The sequence below is a fragment of the Jeotgalibaca sp. PTS2502 genome (genome assembly GCF_001975685.1).
In the GTDB taxonomy this organism is placed as follows: domain Bacteria; phylum Bacillota; class Bacilli; order Lactobacillales; family Aerococcaceae; genus Jeotgalibaca; species Jeotgalibaca arthritidis.
Window position 1 is genome coordinate 396,247 of the sequence record NZ_CP019433.1, and the last position, 26,788, is coordinate 423,034.

Genomic DNA, 26,788 nt, shown 5'->3' on the forward strand with positions numbered 1-26,788 from the left:
AGAGGGGAACAATGTGGCTAAAGATATAGGAATTGACTTAGGAACAGCAAACGTATTAGTCCATGTTAAAGGAAAAGGGATTGTATTAAACGAACCTTCAGTTGTTGCTGTTGATACAACAACAAACCGCGTATTAGCAGTAGGGGCAGAAGCTTATCGAATGGTAGGACGTACGCCATCTAATATTCGTGTCATTCGTCCATTAAAAGGGGGCGTTATTGCTGACTTTGATATTACAGAAGCAATGCTGACGCACTTTATTGATCGCTTGAATGTAAAGGGCCTTTTAACGAAACCAAATATTTTAATTTGTTGTCCAACTAATATTACGACAATTGAGCAAAAAGCAATTATTGAAGCGGCTGAGAAGAGCGGCGGTAGAAATGTTTACCTTGAAGAAGAACCTAAAGTTGCAGCTGTTGGTGCTGGTCTAGATATTTTCCAACCAAACGGTAACATGGTTATCGATATGGGTGGTGGTACGAGTGATGTTGCAGTTCTATCACTTGGTGGTATTGTAACAAGTAGTTCAATAAAAACAGCTGGGGATAAATTAGATTCAGATATTATGAACTATGTCAAACGTGAGCACAACTTATTAATTGGTGAGCGTACAGCTGAACAAATTAAGAAAAATGTTGGAACAGCATTGTTGCCAGAGAAACTAGACAGTATGGAAATTCGTGGTAGAGACATGGTTACTGGACTTCCGAGAACTATTGTAATTACTTCAGAAGAAGTTTACAATGCTATGCATGATACGTTAATGTTGATTGTAGAGCAGGCTAAGGAAGTTCTTGAAATTACACCACCAGAATTAGGAGCAGACATCATTAATACTGGTATTGTCTTAACCGGTGGTGGAGCCTTGATTAAAGGCATTGAACAATTATTCAGTGATGAATTAGGCGTACCAGTCTTTACATCACCAGATTCATTGGACTCTGTTGCATTAGGAACAGGTATTTTACTTGAGAACATTGGCAAGCAAAAACGTAGCCGCCAATTTGGACCGAGCTGGTTTAGAAGGTTAACACAAAGAAACTAACAGTAAAGGACGTTAAATATGAAGTTTGATTTTAAACCTATTTTTAAATCATTATTCACGATTATTATTTTTGTGGCATTAGCCGTTGGTTTATTTGCTCTGGGGCTAATAATCGGTTATAGTGTTCTCGGTGATGGCGAAGCCATGCAAGTATTCGACCGCCAAACTTGGGAACATATATTGGAATATGTTAAATAAGAATAGAGAAGCGTTAACGTTCTTTATTATGTGCTCCATTAATGCGTCATAAAAGCCAAACAGCCATAAGTCATTCTATAGAACGACTTGTGGCTGTTTTTTTAGGCGTTTTTCATTGTCAAAGTTCTTGAAAATGATTGTTTATAAGGTTAACCTTTGCTATAATAATACTATTGTGTCTCCTTAGTGTAATGGATATCACTCAAGATTCCGGTTCTTGCGATGGGGGTTCGATTCCCTCAGGAGACGTAAATAGAAAAGATGGTTTGCGAAAAGTCGTCAAAAGTGTTGATAGAACAAGGTTTCTAAATGACACAATAGTATGAAAAGGACTTTTTTAAAATAATATCGGAAAAATATCGGCAAAAAAGGACTGGGAAATAACTCCAGTCCCTTTTTTATATACGAATAATTGTTGCGTAAACGTGCTCAAAAAGGCAGCCCCGACATGCGTTTCCCGAATAATACTCGGATGGTCTACGACCACCCTGCGTTTTTTCGGTCCAACGATTCGGGGCTAAACGCCTTTTTTCCCACTCTCTTTTTTTGTCCTTTTGTTCGATATCCTCACATAGTTTTTGTGATAAATCATCAAAAAACAATAGAAAAAGCAATTTGTGTTATAAAATCTAACAAAATGACGGTTTATTTTTAAAAATATTATGCTCTATAATTTTTGATGAAAAGGACAGTGAAAACTTGATATAACAACGTTAGTAAGCATTCTTCCAAACGTTAAATGAAACTATAGTTAGAATACACGTATAAAAATGAATTTACAATGAGAAACTATGAGGTTATAATGATAATACTTTTTAATGCTTATTGAGGAATAGGAGTGGAGCTATGACTTCGTATCATGATTTGAGTAAGAAGGAATTAACATCTAATGGAAAAAAATACCATTATTTTGATATTGCTGAAGTAACAACTGCTTTGGGTGTATCAATTGATAAGATTCCTTACACCATTCGTATTCTGTTGGAATCGTTAATACGACAAGAAGATGGTATCGATATAACAGAAACGAACATTGAACAACTAGCAAAATGGGCAGAAGATCGGCAAGATGGCGAAATACCATTTAAACCGACGCGTGTTATTCTGCAAGATTTCACAGGTGTTCCTGTTATTGTTGACCTAGCATCTATGAGAGAAGCGCTCATTCGCTTCGGTGGTATAGGTGACCAAATTAACCCAGAGATTCCAGTTGACTTAGTCGTTGACCATTCTGTTCAAGTTGATGCTTACCGAACGCCAGAAGCATTAGCCTTTAATGCTGCCCTAGAATTCGAACGAAACAAAGAACGCTATACGTTCTTGAAGTGGGCACAGAATGCTTTTTCTAACTATCGTGTTGTTCCGCCAGCGACAGGGATTATTCACCAAGTTAATATAGAGTATTTATCAGACGTCGTTGTTTCTAAAGAAGAAACGGGTGAACTGTGGGCATTTCCAGATAGTTTGGTTGGGACGGATTCTCATACAACTATGATCAATGGAATCGGTGTATTGGGCTGGGGAGTTGGTGGGATTGAAGCAGAGGCATGTATGTTAAATGAACCCTCTTACTTTCCAATTCCAGATGTAATTGGCGTGCGCTTTGTTGGTGATTTAAAAGCGGGCGCAACTGCGACAGACTTAGCTCTTAAAGTGACCCAAGTTCTTAGACAAGCAAATGTCGTTGGTAAATTTGTTGAATACTTTGGAGAAGGATTAGCATCACTAACGTTAGCTGACCGAGCAACCATTGCTAATATGGCGCCTGAGTACGGGGCGACCTGTGGCTTCTTCCCAGTTGATGATGAAACATTACGGTATATGGCGTTGACAAAACGTTCGGATGAAACCATAACTCTTGTGAAAGATGTTCTTACAGCTAATCATCTCTTTTATAAACCAGAGGTAGAGGCTGTATATTCAAATGTCATTGAAATTGATTTATCAGAAGTTGATTCAAACCTATCTGGACCAAAACGTCCGCAAGATTTAATTCCTTTATCTGATATGAAGAAATCCTTCCAAGCCGCTTTAGAAGGGCCAGAAGGCAACCAAGGTTTCGGCTTAGATTTAAAAGAATTAGAAAAATCAACAAAGTGTGTCATTGACGGTCAAGAACATGTAATCAAAACAGGTGATGTTGTTATTGCCGCTATTACAAGTTGTACAAATACGTCTAATCCTTTTGTTTTAATATCCGCAGCTTTATTAGCGAAGAAAGCTGCCGAAAAAGGCCTGTCAGTATCGCCAATTGTAAAAACATCGCTGGCTCCAGGGTCAAAAGTTGTGACAGCCTATCTAGAAGATGCTGGTCTGATGCCGTATCTAGAAGCGTTAGGTTTTAATTTAGTCGGCTATGGTTGTACAACGTGTATTGGGAACTCAGGTCCTTTGCTACCAGAAATTGAAGAAGCGATACAAACAGGTAATTTGCTAGTATCTTCTGTACTGAGTGGTAACCGAAACTTTGAAGGACGGATTCATCCTCTAACTAAAGCCAACTATCTAGCATCACCGCCTTTAGTTGTGGCCTATGCCTTAGCAGGTAATGTGAATATCAATTTAACCACTGAAGCACTTGGCAAAGACAAAGACGGGCGAGATGTCTTTTTAAGTGATATTTGGCCAGAAGCAACAGAAGTCAATGACTACATTGACAAATATGTTACGCCAGAACTCTATCAAAAATATTATGCAGAAGTTTTCCATGCTAACGAAGACTGGAATGCGATCCAAACCACTGATGAAAATGTCTATGAGTGGGATATGGCTTCAACATATATTGCTAACCCGCCTTATTTTGAAGATATGAGTCCAGAAGCAGGCGAGATAGAACCATTAGTTAATCTTGGTGTGCTAGCTAAATTTGGGAATTCTGTTACGACAGACCATATTTCACCTGCCGGCGCTATCGGTATGCGTTCACCTGCTGGTAAGTTCTTAAAAGAAAATGGCGTTTCGCTTCGAAACTTTAACTCGTTCGGTTCGCGTCGTGGTCATCATGAAGTCATGATGAGAGGAACCTTTGGAAATATTCGGATTCGAAATCAAGTGGCAGAAGGTACGGAAGGTGGCTACACCACTTATTGGCCAACTGGCGAGATTATGACGATATATGATGCAGCTATGAAATACAGAGAAGACGGTACTGGGCTAGTAGTAATAGCTGGTGAAGATTACGGTATGGGTTCTTCGCGTGACTGGGCTGCTAAGGGAACAAGTTTACTAGGTGTAAAGGCTGTTATTGCCAAGAGTTATGAGCGGATCCACCGTTCAAACTTAGTGATGATGGGTGTCTTGCCTCTTCAGTTCTTAGAAGGAGAAGATGCAGATACACTTGGTTTAACGGGTGAAGAAAGCTTCTCTGTTGATTTGCCAAGAGAAACTGGTATTCGTGAAGTTGTTAATGTTCGAGCGCTTCATCCAAATGGCGAAAAAATTAACTTCCAAGCAATTGTACGTTTCGATGCGGAAGCAGATATTCGTTATTACAAACATAAAGGTATTCTTCCGATGGTTGTCCGTAAGAAATTGGAAACCATGCAGACATGAATCCCGAAAGAATTGAAGGTGAAAGAATGGAAATTGTAGGCGGCTTAGCAAATATCTATGCTTGTGATACCGAAATCAGTTCGATCATTGATGATGAATTGGCGTACGCGGGTTATAGCATCCAAGAATTAATGAATAATGACGCTAGTTTCGAAGAGGTTATCTTTTTACTGTGGTACCGTCATTTACCGACTCAAGACGAGCTCGCAACTTTTCAACAAGAATTGAAAGATTGGTCGAGTATTTCAGGTGAAGTAGAAGCTTGTTTAAGAATTCAAACACGACAAAATCTTCATCCGATGAGTGTTTTACGTACGACGGTCTCTTTGTTAGGGGTTTTTGATCCTTATGCTGAAGAAAATTCAGAAAAATCAGTTAAGATTCAAAGCTTATCTTTACAAGCGAAAATGCCAACAATTGTTGCTGCTTTTTCAAGGCTTCGTAAAGGGTTGAATCCGATTCAACCGAGAAATGATTTAGGATTTACTGCTAATTTTCTTTATATGTTAACGGGTGAAGAACCGACAGCAACTCAGGTAAAGGCATTAAATCAAGCGCTTGTTCTTCATGCCGATCATGAACTGAATGCATCGACCTTTGCTTCTCGTGTGTCAGCGTCAACCTTATCAGATGTATACTCTTGTGTGACTACTGCTATTGGCACGTTAAAAGGGTCGCTTCATGGGGGAGCTAACGAGCGAGTATTTGATATGCTAGAAGAGATTTATAACAATGGAACAGCTGCAGAATATTTACAGAAAAAGTTAGATTCTAAAGAAAAAATCATGGGTTTTGGCCACCGTGTTTATAAAACAGTAGACCCACGTCAAAGTTATCTAAAAGAAATGGCTTATCAACTGACTCATGATACGGAAGATGCGAGATGGTACGATATATCAGTCGAAATTGAAGAGTATATCCGTGATGCAAGAGGGTTAATACCCAATGTCGATTTCTACTCTGCAACGGTCTATCATGTGTTGGGAATTGAAAGTGATCTCTTTACGCTGATTTTTGCTATGAGCCGTGTATCGGGTTGGTTAGCACATATTAAGGAGCAGCGCGAAAACAATAGTTTGATTCGTCCGCGTTCACGCTATATTGGCCCAAGTGGTCAAGTTTATATTCCAATTGACAAGCGATAGTAACCAAGGAGGATGTTTATGGTAGATGGAGCAAAAATTCAAGTGGTTGATGGTAAGTTAGTGACACCTGATTATCCTGTTATTCCCTTCATTGAAGGAGACGGGATCGGACCAGATATTTGGAAAGCAGCTGAACGCGTTTTTGATGCAGCAGTTGAGAAAGCCTATCAAGCAAAACGCAAAATTGTTTGGAAAGAAGTTCTAGCAGGAGAGAAAGCATATGACCAAACAGGAGAATGGTTACCTAAAGAGACCCTCGATGTGATTGATGAATACTTGATTGCTATAAAAGGACCTTTAACAACACCGATTAGTGGCGGTTTCCGTTCGTTGAACGTTGCTTTAAGGCAAGTGCTTGATTTATATGTTTGTTTACGGCCTGTTCGTTATTTCGAAGGGGTACCATCACCGTTAAAGCAACCTGAATTAACAGATATGGTTATCTTTAGAGAGAATACAGAAGATATTTATGCCGGTATCGAATTTGAGAAGGATAGTGACCAAGCACGGAAAATAATTGACTTCTTAATTAATGAAATGGGCATCAACAAGATTCGTTTCCCTGAAACAAGTGGGATTGGTATTAAGCCTATTTCTAAAGAAGGGACAGAGCGTTTGGTTAGAGCAGCTATTAGGTATGCCATTAAGGAAAATCGTCCGACAGTCACACTCGTTCATAAAGGTAATATAATGAAGTACACAGAAGGAGCCTTTAAAAATTGGGGATATGACCTAGCTGAAAAGGAGTTTGGCGATGCTGTCTTTACTTGGCAACAGTATGATCGGATTAAAGCAGCAGATGGAGCGGATGCAGCGAACAAAGCGCAAGACGAAGCTGTTGCTGCCGGTAAAATTATTGTCAAAGACGTCATTGCAGATATTTTCCTTCAACAAATTTTAACGCGTCCAGCTGAATTTGATGTTGTGGCGACTATGAACTTGAATGGGGATTACATTTCAGATGCTCTTGCTGCCCAAGTAGGCGGTATTGGTATTGCGCCTGGAGCGAATATTAACTATCTGACCGGGCATGCTATTTTTGAAGCAACACATGGGACGGCACCGAAATATGCAGGTCTTGATAAGGTTAATCCATCGTCAGTTATTCTCTCTGGAACTTTAATGTTAGAGCATATTGGATGGGGAGAAGCAGCTGATTTGATTATTGCTGCTCTTGAAAAAACCATTTCAAATAAAACGGTAACCTATGACTTTGCTCGTCTAATGGATGGCGCAACTGAGGTAAGCTGTTCGCAATTTGGAGACTTGTTAATCGAAAACTTATAAGGACTGATTAGAAACAATCGAAAAAACATTCGATTGTTTCTTTTTCGAGCAAATGTCCTATAATAATTTCAAAAGTTTGGTAAAATAGGTTAGAATAAGCTTCTTTCTAGGAAGGTCAAACAGCGACACTTAATTATTGACCTTGTTTGACCTTTGTTATACAATGAGAAATGTAAAGAGAGAAATTATCGCATAGGAGGAAACTAACATGAATTTAATACCTACAGTTATCGAACAATCATCACGCGGTGAACGCGCTTATGATATTTATTCAAGACTTTTAAAAGACCGCATCATTATGTTGAGTGGCCCAATTGACGACAATACAGCTAACTCTGTTATCGCTCAATTATTATTCTTAGATGCTCAAGATCCAGAAAAAGATATTTATATTTATATCAACTCACCAGGTGGTTCTGTATCAGCAGGGCTTGCGATTTACGATACAATGAACTTTGTTAAGGCAGATGTTCAAACAATCGCAATGGGAATGGCAGCTTCAATGGGTAGTTTCTTATTAACAGCAGGAGCTAAAGGGAAACGTTTTGCCTTGCCAAACGCTGAAATTATGATTCACCAACCATTAGGCGGTGCGCAAGGTCAAGCAACTGAAATTGAAATTGCTGCACGACACATTTTAAAAACGCGTGAGCGTTTGAATAAGATTTTATCTGAAAAAACAGGACAACCAATGGAAGTTATTGAGAGAGACACTGACCGTGATAACTATATGAGTGCTGATCAAGCAAAAGAATATGGTATTATCGATGAAGTGATGACAAGCTCTAAAAGTTTAGCGTAATGTGTTTAAGGCAGCCGATTATCAGGCTGCCTTTCTTATTGCGCATAATGGGACGACAAATGACCAATACAACTATTAAAAAATAGTAAGAAAACAAAGTTAAAAGTATAAAGGCTTGTCAAATGCTATTAAAATTGTTAGAATAAAATGCGTAAGGTTAAGAAATGCAGATTACTTCTCCTTTTTTCAACTAAAAATAAAATAATATTTTTTAAAGAAGAATTTTTCTTTGTTGGACTTAAATCGTCCAATATATTAGAGATGGGGGATTATATGAAGAATTCCATTTCCGTCTTACAGAAAATAGTTCCTGATTTATTATCAGTTCTTCATTCTCGTTATCGAATTTTGAAAGAGATTCGAGAGTCCGCACCAGTTGGACGACGGGCGTTATCGGAAAAGTTGAATCAGTCTGAACGTACCTTACGCACAGAAACAGATTTTTTACGAAAAAACGGTATTATCTCTAGTTCCAAGGCTGGTATGACCTTGACTCTTAAAGGGAAGAAGATTCTTTTTGAACTTGAACAAACTGTTGATCAGTTTATGAAGATGAATGAAAAAGAAGAGGAACTAGCTAAAAGGCTGAAATTACAACTCTGTCGCATTATACCGGGAAACCTTGATGATGACCCGGACGTGCTCGACCAGTTAGGAATAGCAGCAGTCGAAATGTTCGATGAGCTTTTACCAGAAGGTGAATTCATCGTTGCAGTAGCAGGTGGAAGTACCATGGCCGCTATGGCAAGACATATGACGACAGATTTATCTGATAATCGTAAGTTCACATTTGTTCCGTCACGAGGCGGCTTAGGTGAAGTGATGTCCATTCAAGCCAACACTGTGAGTGATCTGATGGCGCAAGCAACAGGCGGGGAAAATACAGCATTATTTGCTCCGGACAACCTAAGTGCACAGGCACTGGATTCATTGAAAGATGAACCAACCATTCGTTACACAATTAATATGATGAAACGTGCGAATTGCTTGTTATATAGCATCGGAAATGCTAAAGTTATGATGGAACGACGGCGCATGTCAGCTGACGAAAAAGAACGGTTAAATGAGAGTGAAGTAGTCGGAGAAGCATTTGGGTGTTACTTTGATGAAAAGGGTAATATCACCTCTCGTTTATCGCGTTTTGGTCTTCAAATGGAAGACGTCGAAGAAATTCCCTATGCGATAGCCATAGCAGGAGGAGAATTAAAAGCAAAAGCGATTAAAGCTTATTCACATATCGCACCTGATCATACATGGCTTGTAACAGATGAAGGTGCCGCTAACTCGATTTTAAAAGGGGATACCCTTTAAAATAAAAAAACTGATTATCCTAAAGGAGGAAATCTTAGTATGACAACAAAAATAGCAATTAATGGGTTTGGACGTATTGGTCGTCTTGCATTCCGTCGTATCCAAGAACTTGAAGGTATCGAAGTGGTAGCAGTAAACGACTTGACTGACGCAAAAATGTTAGCTCATTTGTTAAAATATGACACTACACAAGGACGTTTCGATGGTGAAGTTGTAGTTAACGAAGACTCATTCACAATCAATGGTAAAGAAGTTAAAATCTTCTCACACAGAAACCCAGCTGACAACCCATGGGGTGAGTTAGGTGTAGAATTTGTATTAGAATGTACTGGTTTCTTCAACAGTAAAGATGCAGCAATGGCTCATATCGAAGCTGGCGCAAAACGCGTTCTATTATCTGTTCCTGCAGGTAGCGATGTTAAAACAATCGTTTACAACGTTAACCATGAAACATTAACAGCAGACGATGTTATCGTATCTGGTGCTTCATGTACGACTAACTGTTTAGCTCCTATGGCTAAAACATTGAACGATGAGTTTGGTATCGTTTCAGGTCTTATGACTACAATCCACGCTTACACAGGTGACCAAAACACATTGGATGCTCCACATGCAAAAGGTGACTTCCGTCGTGCTCGTGCCGCTGCAGAAAGCATCATCCCTAACACAACTGGTGCTGCTAAAGCAATCGGTGATGTTTTACCAGAACTTAAAGGTAAACTTGATGGCGCTGCACAACGTGTTCCTGTAGCTGCTGGTTCGTTAACTGAATTAGTTACAGTTCTAGACAAAAAAGTTACTGTTGACGAAGTTAACGCTGCAATGAAAGCTGCTGCTAACGAATCTTACGGTTACAACGAAGATCAAATCGTTTCTGCAGACATCGTAGGAATAACTTATGGTTCATTGTTTGACGAAACTCAAACTAAAGTAATGACAGTTGGAGACCAACAATTAGTTAAAACTGTTTCTTGGTACGATAACGAAATGTCATACACAGCTCAATTAGTTCGTACTTTAGAATACTTTACTAACCTATAAGATTTGAATTAATCCGATAGCGGATCGTAAAGAACGAAAAGCGGGGAAGCATCGCGCTTCTCTGCTTTTTTTATGAAAACTCAAACTGGGGGTCATTCTATGACAAAGAAAGTTGTAACAGACTTAGCTGTAACAGGTAAAAAAGTTTTAGTTCGTGCAGATTTCAACGTACCAATGAAAGACGGCGAAATTACTAACGATAACCGTATTGTTCAAGCATTGCCAACAATCAAATATTTATTAGAAAATAACGCAAAAGTTATCCTATTTTCTCACTTAGGTAAAGTGAAAACGGAAGAAGACAAAGCTAAATTGTCTCTTAAACCAGTTGCAACACGCCTAGGAGAATTATTAGGCAAAGACGTAACATTTGTTCCGCAAACACGTGGTGCAGAATTAGAAGAAGCAATCAACAATCTAAAAGACGGGGATGTTTTAGTATTTGAAAACACTCGTTTTGAAGACGTTGATGGTAAAAAAGAAAGCAAAAACGATCCTGAGTTGGGTAAATACTGGGCTAGCCTAGGTGACTTGTTCGTTAACGATGCATTTGGAACAGCTCACCGTGCTCACGCATCTAACGTAGGAATCGCTTCAAACTTAGAATCAGCAGCAGGTTTCTTGATGGATAAAGAAATCAAATTCATCGGTGGCGCTGTTGACGAACCAGCACGTCCTTTCGTAGCTATCCTTGGTGGAGCTAAAGTAAGCGACAAGATTGGTGTTATCGAAAACCTACTAGAAAAAGCTGATAAAGTTATTATCGGTGGCGGTATGGCTTATACGTTTGCTAAAGCAGAAGGTAAAGAAATCGGTACATCTCTATTAGAAGCTGACAAAGTAGAATTAGCTAAAGACTTAATTGCTCGCGCAGGCGACAAATTAATTTTGCCAATCGACGCTCATTTAGCAACGACATTCAGCAACGATGCTTCAGCAGGTATTGTTTCTGCAGATGAAATGCCTGAAGATAAAATGGCATTAGACGTTGGTCCTGCAACTGTAGAATTGTTTGCTAAAGAATTAGAAGGCGCTAAAACAGTTGTATGGAATGGTCCAATGGGCGTATTCGAATTAGACAACTTTGCTAAAGGAACAATTGGTGTTTGTGAAGCTATCGCTAAATTAGACGATGCAGTAACAATCATCGGTGGGGGAGATTCAGCTGCTGCAGCAATGCAATTAGGCTTTGCTGAAGACTTTACTCACATTTCAACAGGTGGCGGTGCTTCTCTAGAATACCTAGAAGGTAAAGAACTACCAGGTGTTGCATCAATTTCTGATAAATAAAAACCGTTGTAAGATCAAGTAGGAGGATTATTATGCGTAAACCAATTATCGCTGGTAACTGGAAAATGAATAAAACTGCTGAAGAAGCGCACGCGTTTATCGAAGCAGTTAAACATGCCGTACCATCAAATGACAAAGTAGATTCAGTAATTGGATCACCAGCTTTGTATTTAGAAAAAATGATTTCAGATAGCAAAGGTACTGACCTTAAAGTTGCTGCTCAAAACTGCTACTTTGAAGAAGAAGGAGCATTTACAGGCGAAATCAGCCCGAAAGCTCTTGGTGCATTAGGAACTGACTATGTGATTATCGGACACTCTGAACGTAGAGAATACTTCCACGAAACAGATGAAGATATTAACAAAAAAGCACATGCAATTTTCCGTAACAACATGACACCTATCGTTTGTTGTGGTGAAACACTAGAACAAAGAGAAGCTGGGGAAACAAATGACTGGATTAAAGGTCAAATTACTAACGCTTTGAAAGATTTGACTGCTGGTCAAGTAGCTAGCTTGGTTATTGCTTACGAACCAATCTGGGCAATCGGTACTGGTAAATCATCGACATCACAAGATGCTAACGACACATGTGGCGTTGTACGTCAAACAGTTCGTGACTTATATGACGCTGATACAGCAGATAAAGTTCGCATCCAATACGGTGGAAGTGTTAAGCCAGAAAACATCCAAGAATACATGAGTCAAGAACATATTGACGGTGCTCTTGTAGGTGGCGCAAGTTTAGAAGCAGACTCTTTCTTGCAACTATTGGAGGCAGTAAAATAATGACTAAAAAACCTGTAGCAATCATCATTCTTGATGGCTTTGGTAAGCGTGACGAAACAGTTGGTAATGCTGTTGCTCAAGCAAATAAACCAAATTTTGACCGCTACTGGAACGAATTTCCTCATGCAACAATGGCAGCATCTGGTTTAGCTGTAGGCTTACCAGAAGGCCAGATGGGTAATTCAGAAGTAGGACATACAAATATTGGTGCTGGTCGTGTTGTCTACCAAAGTTTAACACGTATCGATAAAGCAATTAGTGATGGTGAGTTTTTAACAAACCCAGCATTAACAGCTGCTTACAACCATGCGCTTGACAATAACTCAAGCTTGCATTTATTTGGTTTGTTGTCTGACGGTGGTGTACACAGTCACATTAACCATGTACTTGCTTTGCTAGAGAGTGCAAAAGAAAAAGGAATCAAAAACGTTTACCTACATGCTTTCTTAGATGGACGAGACGTTGATCCTCATGCTGCACCTGGTTATATCAAGACAGTAGAAGATAAAATGCAAGAACTTGGAGTAGGCGAAATTGCATCAGTTTCAGGTCGTTACTATGCAATGGACCGCGACAAACGTTGGGAACGTGTTGAAAAAGCATATGACGCTGTTGTCCTTGGAAAAGGTGAAGAATTTACATCTGCTCAAGCAGTTGTAGAAGCAAGCTATGCAAACAATGTAACCGATGAATTCGTTATGCCAAGTGTCATTGTTAAAGATGGCAAACCAGTTGCGCCAGTTCACGATAATGATGCTGTTATCTTCTTTAACTTCCGTCCAGACCGTGCGATTCAATTATCAAATGCCTTTACAAATGTAGAGTGGGCAGAATTTGATCGTGGCGTACGTCCGGAAAATGTTAAATTTGTTTCAATGACACTATACCAAGATTCTGTTATTGGAGAAGTGGCTTTCCCGCCAATTCCATTAACAAACGTGGTTGCTGAAGTGTTGAGTAACAAAGGCTTAACACAGCTACATGCTGCTGAAACTGAAAAGTACCCACACGTGACATTCTTTATGAATGGTGGTAAGCATGATCCATATGAAGGCGAAGACCGTATTCTGATTCCATCACCAAAAGTAGCTACTTATGACTTAAAACCAGAAATGAGTGCTTACGAATTAGGCGATGCAATGGCGAATGCTATTGACGAAGACAAGTACGACGCTATCATCTTGAACTTTGCAAACCCAGACATGGTGGGACACTCAGGTATGTTAGAGCCAACCATTAAAGCAATTGAAGCTGTTGACGAAAACCTAGGTAAAGTCGTTGATCGTATTTTAGCACACGATGGTTACGCAATTATTTTTGCTGATCATGGTAACGCAGATACAATGATTACACCAGAAGGAACACCACATACAGCTCATACAACTGTACCTGTTCCTGTTATTGTAACGAAAAAAGATGTGACATTGCGTACTGACGGTAAACTAGCCGATGTAGCACCAACAATGTTAGATTTATTGAATGTTGAGAAACCAGCTGAAATGACTGGTGAATCATTGATTATTAAGTAATCACTGCTTGTAAGAAGTGGTTGCAATCTTAGTAAAAGTTGTCTAAAATTAGTATGTAAAACCAAGTATTGTTTTATAAAAAGGAGAGAAAAAAATGCCATTCATTACAGATATTTTGGCTAGAGAAGTTCTTGATTCACGCGGTAACCCAACAGTAGAGGTTGAGGTATACACAGAAAGCGGCGCATTCGGACGCGGTATGGTTCCATCTGGAGCATCTACTGGTGAACACGAAGCTGTAGAATTACGTGACGGCGACAAAGATCGTTACTTAGGAAAAGGTGTACAAAAAGCTGTAGAAAACGTTGAGCTAATCGCTGACGCTGTTATCGGTTTTGACGTACGTGACCAACTAGCTATCGATAGAACTATGATCGAATTAGATGGAACACCAAACAAAGGTAAATTAGGAGCAAACGCTATTCTAGCTGTTTCTATCGCTGTAGCTCGCGCTGCTGCTGACTACCTAGATGTACCTCTATACCAATACCTAGGTGGGTTCAACTCTAAAGTTTTACCAACTCCAATGATGAACATTATCAACGGTGGATCTCACTCTGACGCACCAATCGCGTTCCAAGAGTTCATGATTCTTCCTGTTGGAGCACCAACATTCAAAGAAGCACTACGTTGGGGAGCTGAAATCTTCCACAAACTTGCTTCAATCCTTAAAGCTCGTGGCCTAGAAACATCTGTAGGTGACGAAGGTGGATTCGCACCTCGTTTCGAAGGAACTGAAGACGGTGTTGAAACAATTCTTGAAGCAATTAAAGCTGTAGGTCTAGAACCAGGTAAAGATGTTTACCTAGGATTTGACTGTGCATCTTCAGAATTCTACGAAGACGGTGTCTACGACTACTCTAAATTCGAAGGTGAAGGCGGAGCTAAACGTACTGCTGCTGAACAAGTAGATTACTTAGAAGAATTAGTTAACAAATACCCAATCATCTCAATCGAAGATGGTATGGACGAAAATGACTGGGATGGATGGAAACTATTGACTGAACGCCTAGGCGAAAAAGTTCAATTAGTTGGTGACGATTTGTTCGTAACAAACACTGAAATCTTAAGCAAAGGGATTAAAAACCACATCGGTAACTCAATCCTAATCAAAGTTAACCAAATCGGTACTTTGACAGAAACATTTGAAGCAATTGAAATGGCTAAAAAAGCTGGTTACACTGCTGTTATCTCTCACCGTTCAGGTGAAACAGAAGACGCAACAATCGCTGATATCGCTGTTGCAACAAATGCTGGTCAAATCAAAACTGGTTCATTAAGCCGTACTGACCGTATCGCTAAATACAACCAATTATTACGTATCGAAGATCAATTAGGTGAACTAGCTGTTTACGAAGGTCTAGAAGCATTCTACAACCTAGAAAACAAATAATAACCGTTTAAGTTAAAAAAGCTCTACTTGCATGAAAATGCAGGTAGAGCTTTTTTGCGTTTATCGAACATTTTTTAGGTTTATAATTATGAGAGTTCGGAAATAGCTAAAATGATATAAATTTGAATAAGAAGAGGTTTATGTTAAAATCAACTAAAATGATGATTTAACTCCTAAAAGGCAAAAAAATATAATTTGTTATTCACGAATATTATTTTTTTAGTAACTTTCTCTTTTACCCTTTTTTAATTGTTAAAATCTGCTATAATAATTTATGAAAATAGAATTAAAAAAATATTAGAAAAAGCAAATGAGGCGATATGATGAAAACAACATGGAATTTTTCGGCTGGTCCAGCTGTCCTACCAAAATCTGTTTTAGAAAAAGCTCAACACGAATTACTATCTTATGAAAATAGTGGCATGTCCGTAATGGAGTTGAGTCATCGGTCCTCGCTTTTTCAAGCTATTATTGATGATGCAGAAGCTCATTTACGCCAATTAATGGCCATTCCAGATAACTATAAAGTTTTATTTATTCAAGGTGGGGCAACGCTTCAATTTGCTGCTGTACCGTTGAATCTTTTGAAAGATGGTAAGGCTGGTTATATTGTCTCTGGCTCATGGGGAGAAAAAGCTTATCAAGAAGCAGCAACTCTAGTTGGTGACCGAGCTGTTATCTTAGCAAACACAAAAGAAAACAAACATACCCTTATTCCTGAAGTTACAGAAATTCCAGAAGGATTAGATTATATTCACATCACAACAAATAATACGATTGAAGGAACAGCATACCAAACTATTCAAACATTTGGGGATGTACCAGTCGTAGCTGACATGTCTTCAAATATTTTATCTGCTAACTACAACGTCAGTGATTTTGGTCTAATTTATGCGGGAGCACAGAAAAATATTGGTCCAGCAGGCGTAACAATCGTCATTGTTCGTGAAGACCTCTTACAAGATACCCCAGGAATTCCAACTATGCTTGACTATAAGACATATGTCAGTTCTGGATCAATGTATAATACACCACCAACATTTTCGATTTATATGGCAAAATTAGTATTCGAGTGGTTAATCGAATTAGGCGGCGTTAGTGAAATGGTGAAAATAAACCAAGAAAAAGCGGGTCTTTTATATCAAACGATTGAAGATTCTGATTTCTACCAATCACCTGTTCAAAAAGAATTCCGTTCGCTAACGAATATTCCGTTTACACTAACAGATGACACTTTAACAAAAGACTTCTTAAAAGAAGCACAAGAGCGCGGTTTTGTTAACTTAAAAGGTCACCGTTCAGTAGGCGGTATGCGCGCGAGTTTGTATAATGCCTTTCCACTAGAAGGTGTTCAGGAACTAGTTGCATTTATGAAAGAATTCGAAGAAAACAGAGGAGCTAAATAAGCATGATGAGAGATATTCAAACCTTTAATATGATTGCAACAGAAGGGTTAGACCTTCTGGATAAAAAAGAATACAGCTTAAATGAGACACAAGACGCAGAAGCAATTTTATTAAGAAGTAAAAAAATCCATGATTTAACCTTTAATGAAAGCTTGCTTGCGATTGCGCGTGCAGGTGCAGGTGTGAATAACATTCCAATTGAACGTGCTTCAGAAGAGGGGATTGTCGTTTTCAACACACCAGGTGCTAACGCTAATGCCGTTAAGGAAATGGTTATTGCTGGTTTGATTATGGCAGCTCGCCCCATTTACCGAGGTATAAACTGGTTGAAAGAACTAGAAGGCGAGGATATTTCTGAGCAAGTAGAAGCTGGGAAAAAGCAATTTTCAGGAACAGAACTAGCTGGCAAAACATTAGGTGTAATTGGGTTAGGCGCAATCGGCTCTTTATTAGCCACAGATGCTTATCATTTAAAAATGGATGTTATCGGCTATGATCCATATGTATCAGTTGAAACAGCTTGGAATATATCAAGACGTGTTAAAAACGCGAAAACATTACAAGAAGTATTGAGAGATTCAGACTATATCTCAATTCACATTCCCGTAAATGCTAATACAGAAGGGTATGTTGATAAAGAATTTATTAACCAAATGAAAGACGGCGCTGTATTATTGAACTTTGCTCGAAATGAATTAATTGTTAAGGAAGACTTGTTAGAAGCATTAGAAGAAGGAAAATTGTCTAAATACGTGACCGACTTTGCTGAAAAAGAATTTTTTGACAACGATAAAATTATGATGTTCCCACATTTAGGCGCATCAACCGATGAAGCAGAGGTACAATGTTCAATTATGGCAGTCAAAACATTGAAATACTTCTTAGAAACAGGAAATATTATCAATTCTGTGAATTTCCCAACGATTGATGTACCATTACAATCACCACTACGTATTACCATTGTCAATCGTAATGTTCCTAATATGATTGGTCAAATTTCAGCAATTTTAGCCAAACATTTTGTTAATATTGATAATATTCTGAACAGGAGTCGTGGGAATTACGCCTATACGGTTATTGATATTCCAGAGGTTGAAATGTCCTTGTTAGAAGAGGTAACCGGTCAAATTCAAGAAATATCAGGTGTAATAAAAACGCGTATCATAGAAAGGAAGTAACAGTATTTATGGTAAAGATTAAACCGTTCCAAGCCGTTCGTCCCAATAATTATGATGTCGATAAAATCGCTAGTCTCCCATATGATGTGGTAAATGTTATAGAAGCAAAAGAACTAGTCAGCAATAATCCCAAGTCATTTTTAAGAGTTGACCGTGCAGAAGTAGACTTATCAGATGATGTTGCTGTTGATGATGACCGTGTTTATGAGATGGCAAAAACAAATTATCAAGACTTTTTATCAAAAGGATGGCTAGTAAAAGAAGAAAAACCAAGCTACTACCTTTATCGCTTGACACGTAATGGTAAATCGCAATACGGTATTGTAATGGCCATTTCAGTGGACGACTATATCAATAACACGATCAAAGTACATGAAAAAACACGTCCAGATAAAGAAATAGACCGTATTCGACATAATGATGCGCTTGATGCCAATACAAGTCCTATTTTTTTAACTTATAAAGACCATAGCGAACTTAACGATCTATTATTGGACTTTAAAAACCGCAAGATGGGGATTTATTGCTTTGAAAGCTTCTATAACGTGGAGCATTACGTCTGGAAAATTGACGAAGATGACTTAGTTGAAAAAATTACCAACTACTTTAGAGATGATATTGAGGCATTGTATATTGCTGACGGTCATCACCGTATGGCTGCTGCAGCTAAAATTACAAAACAAAGACGTGAAGAATTCCCTGATGAACCTGATGATGCAGAACTCAATTATTTCTTAGGAATTGCTTTCCCAACGTCTCAATTAGAAATTCTGCCATATAACCGTCTTGTTCATTTGCCATTAAAGGATGGCGATTGGGCAAAGATTGAGACTTATTTTACGGTTGAAGCCTTAGATGATGCGCAATACCAACCACAAGAAAAAGGTAGCTTCGGTATGTATATCGATAAGAAATGGTACAAGCTAACGATTAAAGATGACAAGAGACCTGAAAACTATGTAGATGGTTTGGATGCTTCTTTATTACAGAATTTCTTATTTGAACCAATATTTGGTATTACTGATCCCAAAACAGACCAACGTCTCGATTTTATTGGTGGTATTCACGATAAAGCAACCTTAATGAAATTAGCGGATAAAGACGCTAGCATTGCCTTTTCGCTTTATCCAACATCAATGGACGAATTATTGACGGTATCTGATCTAGGTGAGCAGATGCCACCGAAATCAACTTGGTTTGAGCCAAAGTTATTGAGTGGATTATTCTTGCATGAGTTGGAAACAGAAAAGGGTAAAAAATAGATTGACTACTAGAATCACGTGTTCAATTATGATATACTAAGCGGTAGTATTTAAAGGAGGTCCACCATTGTACGACGTCTTATTAATCGCTTTAATCATTGTATCAATTTTACTCATTATCTCTGTCTTGTTACAACCGTCTAAAACTAATGCAGCAAGTGCATTAAGCGGTGGAGCAGAGCAGTTATTTGGAAAACAAAAAGCAAGAGGCTTTGAAGCTGGTCTGAGAAGAGTAACAGCTGTATTAGGTTTTCTATTTATTGGTTTAGCTATTGCTCTAGCTTATTTGTCTTCAAATTAAAGATAATATGATGAATTTAAGAGAAAAGGACTGGGACTTTTGTTCGAGTCCTTTTTCTATTTAGTAGGTTTTTTTTGAAATCTAACGTACAATAAACGTAGAATATGAGCAGAGGAGTAATCACATGAAAGAAATAAAATTACCACAACCATTTTTCTTTGAAAAAGGGAAACGAGCAGTTTTGTTACTACATGCTTACACAGGCAGCTCGAATGACGTTCGGTTGCTTGGCAGAACGTTAGAGAGAAAAGGCTATACCGTATACGCTCCTCAATTCACTGGACACGCGACAGAGCGGTTTGAAGATATTCTAGATGAAGGCAGTCCCCAACAGTGGCTGGCAGATGGTGAAGCAGCAACAGCCTTTCTACGCTCAAAGGGCTACGAAGATATTGCCGTTATGGGACTTTCCATGGGTGGTATTATTGCAACACGTTTGCTTGAAACTGGCAATTATATCGGAGGCGGATCGTTTAACTCACCTGTTTTAAATATTGGTGATAGCAAAGTACCCGCTGCATTCGTTAATTACTATCGTACATTTAATAAACATATTGGCAAAACCTCAGAAGAAATTGAGGGTAATATTGACAGAATTAAAGAAAAGCTTGGTCAACAACTGGCTGAAATACGTGAGTTTACCGATATCGTTCAGGCAGACTTAGATAAGATTACCGGTAGTTACTATATTGCTTCTTCGGGTAAGGATGAATTGATTGATTATATGAATGGCCGTGTCTTAAGAGACGCCATTAACCATGCCACAGTCGACTTCCAATTTTTCCCAGAATCAACCCACGTGATTACTGTAGGATCAAAGCGCGACGATTTTGAAGCATCCGTCATCAACTACCTAGACAAGCTAAATTGGAAAGAGGAAAACTTATGACACAAACAGAACATGTTCTTAATCAAGTCATTGATTACTTACAAGAACATCAATACGACAGTTATTCAGTGAAGCAATTAAGCGTAGCACTAGGCTACGATGATTCGAAAAGCTTTAATAACTTAGTAAAAGCAATTGCTAAAGCTGAACAAGCTGGGCAAATTGTTTTAAACCGAGAAGGAAAATTTAGAATTAAACGAGATGATGCGACATTAGTCGGAACATTCCGCGCCAATGATCGCGGCTTTGGCTTCGTTGATTATGACCCAGCTGAAGATGATATTTACATCTCAAAAGAACAGACCGCTAGTGCCATGGAAGGCGATCAAGTCGAAGTTGTGATCACTCATAAACCTGAGCCTTGGAATAGTAAAGGTCCGGAAGGTAAAATCACTAAAATCATTTCACGAAAAACCAACCGCATAGTGGGTGAGTTTTTGCCTTATGATGCACCAAGAAGGGAGGAAACAGGCTATTTAGGTTATGTCATTCCTCAAGATAATAAAATTAAACAGATGATCTTGTATGTTCAGCCAACTGGTCTTTATCCCGTTGAGGGAAGCATTGTTGTCAGTGAAGTTGTTGACTATCCAAATAGTGATAATCCTGTTGCAATGACAGGTATCGTAACTCAAGAAATTGGACATAAAAACGCACCTGGTGTCGATATTTTGTCCATCCTTTATAAACTAGGGATTCCGACAGAATTCCCAGAAGGTGCTATTCAACAAGCAGAAGCCATTCCCTTTGAGATACCAGAGGACGAATATACGAATCGCCGAGACTTAAGAGACCAAGTGACCATTACGATTGATGGGGCAGATGCCAAGGATTTGGATGATGCCATTTCAATGACTATTTTAGCTAATGGAAACTATCAATTAAGTGTCCACATTGCGGATGTTTCTTACTTTGTAACTGAACACTCAGCGATTGACCGCGAGGCTTTTGAGCGCGGAACGAGTGTCTATTTAACAGACCGTGTGGTGCCAATGTTACCGCAGAAACTATCAAATGGTGTCTGTTCTCTCTTACCGCATGAAGACCGCTTGGCTATGTCGTGTGTGATGGAGATTGATTATAAGGGCGATATCGTAAAATACGATATTTTCCCGTCAATCATTAACTCAAACCAACGTTTTACCTATAGAGCAGTAAACGCCATTTTAGAAGAACGTGACCGTGAAACACGCGATGCCTTTATCGAGTATGTTAATCTACTTGAAGATATGGGCGGCCTTCATAAGATTTTAGAGAAAAAACGGAAAGTGCGCGGCTCGATTGATTTCGATACGACCGAATCAAAAATAATCGTTGATGAAGCAGGCCATCCTCTTGATATTAAAGTTGTGGAACGTGGTGTTGGCGAACGTCTAATTGAATCATTTATGTTAGCAGCCAATGAAACAGTAGCAGCACACTTTACGCGTCGTAAACTACCGGCTATTTACCGGATTCATGAGCAACCGGATCCTGTTAAAATGCTTCGATTTATGGAATTCGTGACGACATTTGGAATGGTGGTTACGGGATCGAACGAAAGTATTAAACCAAAGCAACTGCAAAACATTTTACAAAAAACGGCAGATGAACCATACCATGCCGTTGTTGCCAGCGTCTTATTACGGAGTATGAAACAAGCAAAATATGATACTAATCCAATTGGTCACTACGGTTTGGCGACTAAAGACTATACGCACTTTACATCACCAATCAGACGTTATCCCGACTTGATTGTTCACAGATTGTTGCGTATGTATCTGACTGACAAGCAAACCGCTGAACAACGTGATAAGTGGGAACAAAAACTGTCTGACATTTCTGTTCAAAGTTCAGTAACAGAACGCCGCTCAGTGGATGCAGAACGTGAGACTGACTCTCTGAAGAAAACAGAATTTATGGTTGATAAAGTTGGCCAACAATTCGAAGGTGTCATTAGTTCAGTGACTAAATTTGGTATCTTCGTTGAGTTACCAAATACCATTGAAGGATTGGTTCATATTTCGAATATGAAGCAAGATTATTTTAACTACCTAGAGAGCCATATGGTGCTACTGGGTGAACGAACAGGTATGATTTTCAGAATTGGTCAAAAAGTCCGTATTGAAGTAACTAAAGCAGATGTTGATTCACGTGAAATTGACTTCGCCTTAGTTGAAGATGATGAATTGACAGTGTATAATCAAGAGATACAAACACCTAGCCGCAAGAAGAATGGGAAGAGTAAACCGAGATCGAAACAAGACCGAGGTATGAAAGGTCACCGTAAAAGACGGAAAGATAACGGTGAATCACGAGAAAAGACTTCTAATAAACATGGCGGGGAAAAGAAAAAACGTTCTAAAAAGAAACGTTAAAAAATTCTGAAGCAGAAAATGAGGTAGAAGTGATGCCAAAGGGAGACGGAAAAGTTCTTGCCCAAAACAGAAAAGCCAGTTACGAATATAGTATTTTGGAAACATTTGAAGCAGGCATGGTTTTAAAAGGCACGGAAATTAAATCCATTCGTAATGCTCGTATTAACATTCGAGATGGCTATGTGTCCATCCGTAATGGAGAAGCGACATTGCAAAATGTACATATCAGTCCGTTTGAACAAGGAAATATCTTTAACCATGATCCACTTCGTTCACGCAAACTCTTACTGCATAAAAAGCAAATCAATTACTTAGCTAATCAAACAAAAACACAAGGGGTTACCGTAATTCCATTGAAAGTTTATATTAAAGATGGTTATGCAAAAGTGTTAATTGGTGTCGCTCAAGGTAAGAAAAAATACGATAAACGTGAGTCGCTAAAACAAAAAGATATGAAACGTGAAGTCGATCGTGCATTAAAGAATCGTTATTAGAATAAGGAAAGGGAGTAGTTTTTATGAAAACTACTCTCTTTTTTTTGTGACAAAAATGCGTATTTATTAAAATACTTTCATCAAATGTCTAATTTAGACTGTTCATTTGACGGTTTAAAAGATATGATAAATATAACGATGATTGTATGGAGGTTAGACCATGATTGTTCAAACAGATAAATACCTGCGATTACTGTCGAAAGAATATCCAACGATTGCCGATACGGTTACTGAGATCATCAACTTAGAAGCGATCATGAACTTACCCAAAGCGACCGAGCATTTTATTAGTGATTTGCACGGGGAATATTATGCTGTTCAACATGTTCTTAGAAATGGATCAGGTAACGTTAAAGAAAAAATTAAAGAGGTTTTCCAAGGTCGTTTAAGCACCAAGGAAATGAACCAGCTCGCTACCATTGTCTATTACCCCGATAAGAAAATAGACTTGATCGTAGCTTCACTTGAGAGTCAGGAAGAAATTGAAGAATTCTTTATTTTGACAACGACACGCATTACAGAACTCTGTGCCTTTGTTGTGTCTAAATATACCCGTTCGAAAGTTAGAAAAGCTTTGCCAAGTGATTATGCCTATATTATTGAGGAGCTTTTGTTCAAGGATGCAATAATGTCGAATAAAGAAGACTACTATGATAAGATTATTAAGACGGTTATTTCTTTAAAAAGAGGAAAAGAATTAATTTCTGCATTTGCCCATGTTATCCAACGACTAGTGGTTGACCATATACATGTGGTTGGTGATATTTATGATCGTGGCCCATACCCAGACCGTATTATTGACACCTTAATGGATGGTCATGAATTAGATATTCAATGGGGAAACCATGATGTGTTATGGATGGGTGCAGCGAGTGGTTCAGCAGCTTGTATAGCGAATGTGATTCGGATTTGTGCGCGCTATGATAATCTTGAAATTATCGAAGATGCTTATGGAATCTCGTTGAGGTCGTTGATGTTATTTTCAGAAATGAATTATACAGAAGATCGACACGAACCATTTATGCCAAAAATCAATCCAGACTCGGAAGAAAAAAATTATCCAGAAGAAATTCGTCAAATTGCGAAGATGAATCAAGCGATTTCGATTATCCAATTTAAGTTGGAAGGCGAGATCATTAAGCGTCATCCTGAATTTGAAATGAATGATCGCTTGTTACTGTCTGATATTGATTATGAAAAAGGAACCATTCGTCTAGATGGTAAGGAATACCCATTAACGTGTGACTACTTTCCAACGATTGATCCAAACGATCCCTACAAACTCACTGCTGAAGAAGAAGTGGTGATCCAACGGTTGACAGACGGCTTTATGAACTCAGAACGCCTTCACAAACACACCCAATTTTTGTACAGCAAGGGAAGCTTATATCTTAAATATAATGATAATCTTCTGTTCCATGGCTGTGTACCACTTAATAAAGATGGCAGCTTTATGGAGATGACGATTAATAATAAGTCATATAGCGGAAAAAACTTGCTAGATAAATACGAAGATATTTTGAGAAAAGGCTACTTAAACCGCAAAAATGGTCTAAGTAACCAAAAAAATCTTGATTATATCTGGTATCAATGGGAAGGAAAGGCCTCGTCACTTTTCGGAAAAGATAAGATGACGACCTTTGAACGCTTGTATATCAAAGATAAAGCAACCCATCTTGAAGAGAAAAATATCTACTACAAAGAGCGGGACAATGTGGCAACTTGCGAAATGATTTTAAGAGAATTTGATTTGGATCCGTCAAAAGGTCATATTATTAATGGCCACACGCCAGTTAAAGAAAAGCGTGGGGAAAATCCTCTGAAGGCTGATGGCAAGCTTATCGTTATCGATGGTGGCTTTTCAAAAGCTTACCAAGATACAACCGGTTTAGCCGGTTATACCTTATTATATAATTCATTTGGTATGCAACTCGTTTCTCATCAACCCTTTACTTCGGTAACGGACGCATTGGTTAATGAAATTGATATTGTGTCTACACGTCGAGTAGTGGACAAAGAACTAGAACGAAAAACAGTACGTGAAACAGATGTCGGCGTGCGTTTAACCCAACAAGTCAAAGATTTACAAAAATTATTGTTGGCCTATCAAGAAGGACGTATTGTCGAAACTGTCAAAACGAAATAGATTTTTAAAGAGGTGTAAGATGACTAAGGGAGTCACATTTTATTTTATGAGACATGGCGAGACCTACTTAAATCAGTACAATCGCATGCAAGGTTGGTCAGACGCTCCTTTGACTAATAGAGGGAAACGCGATGTATCACGCAGTGGAGCAGGACTAGCAAACATCAAGTTTGATGCTGTTTACTGCAGTGACTTAAGACGAACATTTGAAACAGCACAAATCATTTTAAATGAAAATGAACACAAAGACACACCGAGTGTGAAAGCAATGCCTGAATTTAGAGAAATTTTCTTTGGTTCATATGAAGGTTTGGATGCGACCGAAACATGGGCGCAGCTGCACCAGTTTTTAGGATTTGAAAATGGGATTGATTACTCAGATAACACATCCGTTATTAAAGAATTAAACGGAATGCGCAAAATGGATCCCTACCACGAAGCAGAAGACTACTTAACATTCTGGTTGCGTGTCGAACGTGGCTTAATCAAGTTAATTGATAAGCACCGTGATTCTGGACAAAACATTTTGATTGTTTCTCATGGGATGACCATTCGAAACATGATCCATGCTCTTATTCCAGATTTCGAAATCGATCGTCATTTAGATAATGCCAGTATTTCAGTGGTCAGTTACTATGAAGGCTTCTATCATTTAGAAAAATTCAATAGTACCGAACATTTCGCACCAGACAATACACCGAGTGGCAATGATGAGCCTACGAGCCATAAAATCTTGCCATCTGATAAAGAAACAGACGAATAAAAACGAAACCGGTCTTTGAAAGTGATCATTTACTTTCAAAGACTGGTTTTTTGGTTATTTCGGTTTTTGCAAATGAATAATGGTTTTCAAAGACCGCTTTTCCAATAAAAGAGGGGAAACAAAAAGCCCTTGAAAAAATCAAGGACTTTTGCATTCCAGACGGCTCTGGAATAGTATGGAGATGGCGGGAGTCGAACCCGCGTCCAAATATATCGGCACTTCCAAGTCTACGCTCATAGTTAAACAATTTAGAGTTCGCCTCGTGTTAGCCGTTTAACAGGCGTTACACAACGCTAACCTGATTAGTCTCTTCCGATTCCTCCAGGTGGAAGGTCACGGCGTAGTCCACTAAGTTTGAGACCCTTACTTGAGTACATGGACGATACCAAGAGGATCTTAGCTAGCTGGTTTTACGCAGCGAAAGCTAAAGTATTATTGTTTGTTTTTGCAGTTATATTTAACTGGAACGTTTTTGCGTAGCCGTAACCTACGAAGCGCGTCAAAAGCTCGACCTATACCTGTCGAATCCGTAACATCCCCTTAATCAGATTAAGGGTTACTCATATTGAGTACAATTAATTATACCGTAAAGCATTAATTTGTCAAAT

22 protein-coding genes, 1 tRNA gene and 1 other RNA gene are annotated in these 26,788 nt (G+C 38.7%); 23 read left to right on the forward strand and 1 reads right to left on the reverse strand.

Features of this window, described 5'->3' with window-relative positions; translation table 11 throughout:
• Positions 1-13: 13 nt before the first annotated feature.
• The 23 genes from BW721_RS01960 to BW721_RS02065 all read left to right on the forward strand — a co-directional run bounded on the left by BW721_RS01960 (position 14) and on the right by BW721_RS02065 (position 26,180).
• Positions 14-1,048 carry a rod shape-determining protein gene (locus BW721_RS01960; RefSeq protein WP_076765634.1) on the forward strand — a complete coding sequence of 345 codons (1,035 nt, stop codon included), beginning with the start codon at positions 14-16 and terminating at the stop codon, positions 1,046-1,048.
• 18 nt (positions 1,049-1,066) lie between these two features.
• A complete protein-coding gene (locus BW721_RS01965) occupies positions 1,067-1,246 on the forward strand; it encodes a DNA-directed RNA polymerase subunit beta (protein ID WP_076765636.1) in 180 nt (59 codons plus the stop codon).
• A 177-nt stretch (positions 1,247-1,423) separates the two neighbouring features.
• Positions 1,424-1,495, forward strand: a tRNA-Arg gene (locus BW721_RS01970).
• Between the two features lie 297 nt (positions 1,496-1,792).
• Positions 1,793-1,879, forward strand: coding sequence for a hypothetical protein (locus BW721_RS12315; protein WP_156892260.1), 87 nt, complete (start codon positions 1,793-1,795; stop codon positions 1,877-1,879).
• Between the two features lie 213 nt (positions 1,880-2,092).
• Entirely contained in the window at positions 2,093-4,798 is a 2,706-nt protein-coding gene (gene acnA, locus BW721_RS01975; protein WP_076765639.1) for an aconitate hydratase AcnA, read from the forward strand.
• Positions 4,799-4,824: 26 nt separating this feature from the next.
• Complete coding sequence (locus tag BW721_RS01980) at positions 4,825-5,943, forward strand: citrate synthase (protein WP_076768618.1); 1,119 nt, start codon at positions 4,825-4,827, stop codon at positions 5,941-5,943.
• Positions 5,944-5,961: 18 nt separating this feature from the next.
• Complete coding sequence (icd, locus tag BW721_RS01985) at positions 5,962-7,230, forward strand: NADP-dependent isocitrate dehydrogenase (RefSeq protein WP_076765641.1); 1,269 nt, start codon at positions 5,962-5,964, stop codon at positions 7,228-7,230.
• Between the two features lie 208 nt (positions 7,231-7,438).
• On the forward strand, positions 7,439-8,032 hold the full coding sequence (gene clpP / locus BW721_RS01990) for an ATP-dependent Clp endopeptidase proteolytic subunit ClpP (protein WP_076765643.1): 594 nt from the start codon (positions 7,439-7,441) through the stop codon (positions 8,030-8,032).
• 273 nt (positions 8,033-8,305) lie between these two features.
• A complete protein-coding gene (locus BW721_RS01995; RefSeq protein ID WP_076765645.1) occupies positions 8,306-9,343 on the forward strand; it encodes a sugar-binding transcriptional regulator in 1,038 nt (345 codons plus the stop codon).
• Positions 9,344-9,382: 39 nt separating this feature from the next.
• Complete coding sequence (gene gap / locus BW721_RS02000) at positions 9,383-10,384, forward strand: type I glyceraldehyde-3-phosphate dehydrogenase (protein ID WP_076765647.1); 1,002 nt, start codon at positions 9,383-9,385, stop codon at positions 10,382-10,384.
• 99 nt (positions 10,385-10,483) lie between these two features.
• On the forward strand, positions 10,484-11,674 hold the full coding sequence (locus BW721_RS02005; RefSeq protein ID WP_076765649.1) for a phosphoglycerate kinase: 1,191 nt from the start codon (positions 10,484-10,486) through the stop codon (positions 11,672-11,674).
• Positions 11,675-11,706: 32 nt separating this feature from the next.
• Positions 11,707-12,462, forward strand: a complete 756-nt coding sequence (tpiA, locus tag BW721_RS02010; protein ID WP_076765651.1) for a triose-phosphate isomerase — start codon at positions 11,707-11,709, stop codon at positions 12,460-12,462.
• Positions 12,462-13,991, forward strand: coding sequence for a 2,3-bisphosphoglycerate-independent phosphoglycerate mutase (gpmI, locus tag BW721_RS02015; protein WP_076765653.1), 1,530 nt, complete (start codon positions 12,462-12,464; stop codon positions 13,989-13,991). Before tpiA ends, gpmI begins: the two co-directional genes overlap by 1 nt.
• Before the next feature lie 94 nt (positions 13,992-14,085).
• Positions 14,086-15,384, forward strand: coding sequence for a phosphopyruvate hydratase (gene eno, locus BW721_RS02020; RefSeq protein WP_076765654.1), 1,299 nt, complete (start codon positions 14,086-14,088; stop codon positions 15,382-15,384).
• 323 nt (positions 15,385-15,707) lie between these two features.
• Complete coding sequence (gene serC / locus BW721_RS02025) at positions 15,708-16,790, forward strand: 3-phosphoserine/phosphohydroxythreonine transaminase (RefSeq protein WP_076765656.1); 1,083 nt, start codon at positions 15,708-15,710, stop codon at positions 16,788-16,790.
• A gap of 5 nt (positions 16,791-16,795) precedes the next feature.
• Entirely contained in the window at positions 16,796-17,968 is a 1,173-nt protein-coding gene (locus BW721_RS02030) for a phosphoglycerate dehydrogenase (protein ID WP_076768619.1), read from the forward strand.
• A gap of 8 nt (positions 17,969-17,976) precedes the next feature.
• Entirely contained in the window at positions 17,977-19,230 is a 1,254-nt protein-coding gene (locus BW721_RS02035; protein ID WP_076765658.1) for a DUF1015 domain-containing protein, read from the forward strand.
• A gap of 67 nt (positions 19,231-19,297) precedes the next feature.
• Positions 19,298-19,531, forward strand: a complete 234-nt coding sequence (gene secG / locus BW721_RS02040) for a preprotein translocase subunit SecG (protein WP_076765660.1) — start codon at positions 19,298-19,300, stop codon at positions 19,529-19,531.
• A 124-nt stretch (positions 19,532-19,655) separates the two neighbouring features.
• Positions 19,656-20,420, forward strand: coding sequence for an alpha/beta hydrolase (locus BW721_RS02045; protein ID WP_076765662.1), 765 nt, complete (start codon positions 19,656-19,658; stop codon positions 20,418-20,420).
• The gene (gene rnr / locus BW721_RS02050) at positions 20,417-22,777 is read left to right on the forward strand and encodes a ribonuclease R (RefSeq protein WP_076765664.1); all 2,361 of its coding nucleotides are present in this window, start codon (positions 20,417-20,419) and stop codon (positions 22,775-22,777) included. Before BW721_RS02045 ends, rnr begins: the two co-directional genes overlap by 4 nt.
• A 32-nt stretch (positions 22,778-22,809) precedes the next feature.
• The gene (smpB, locus tag BW721_RS02055; RefSeq protein WP_076765666.1) at positions 22,810-23,271 is read left to right on the forward strand and encodes an SsrA-binding protein SmpB; all 462 of its coding nucleotides are present in this window, start codon (positions 22,810-22,812) and stop codon (positions 23,269-23,271) included.
• 160 nt (positions 23,272-23,431) lie between these two features.
• A complete protein-coding gene (locus tag BW721_RS02060) occupies positions 23,432-25,417 on the forward strand; it encodes a fructose-1,6-bisphosphatase (protein ID WP_076765668.1) in 1,986 nt (661 codons plus the stop codon).
• 19 nt (positions 25,418-25,436) lie between these two features.
• Positions 25,437-26,180, forward strand: coding sequence for a histidine phosphatase family protein (locus BW721_RS02065; protein WP_076765670.1), 744 nt, complete (start codon positions 25,437-25,439; stop codon positions 26,178-26,180).
• Positions 26,181-26,353: 173 nt separating this feature from the next.
• On the opposite strand, the gene ssrA is transcribed toward BW721_RS02065, so the two are convergent.
• Positions 26,354-26,720, reverse strand: a transfer-messenger RNA (tmRNA) gene (gene ssrA / locus BW721_RS02070).
• Positions 26,721-26,788 lie beyond the last annotated feature (68 nt).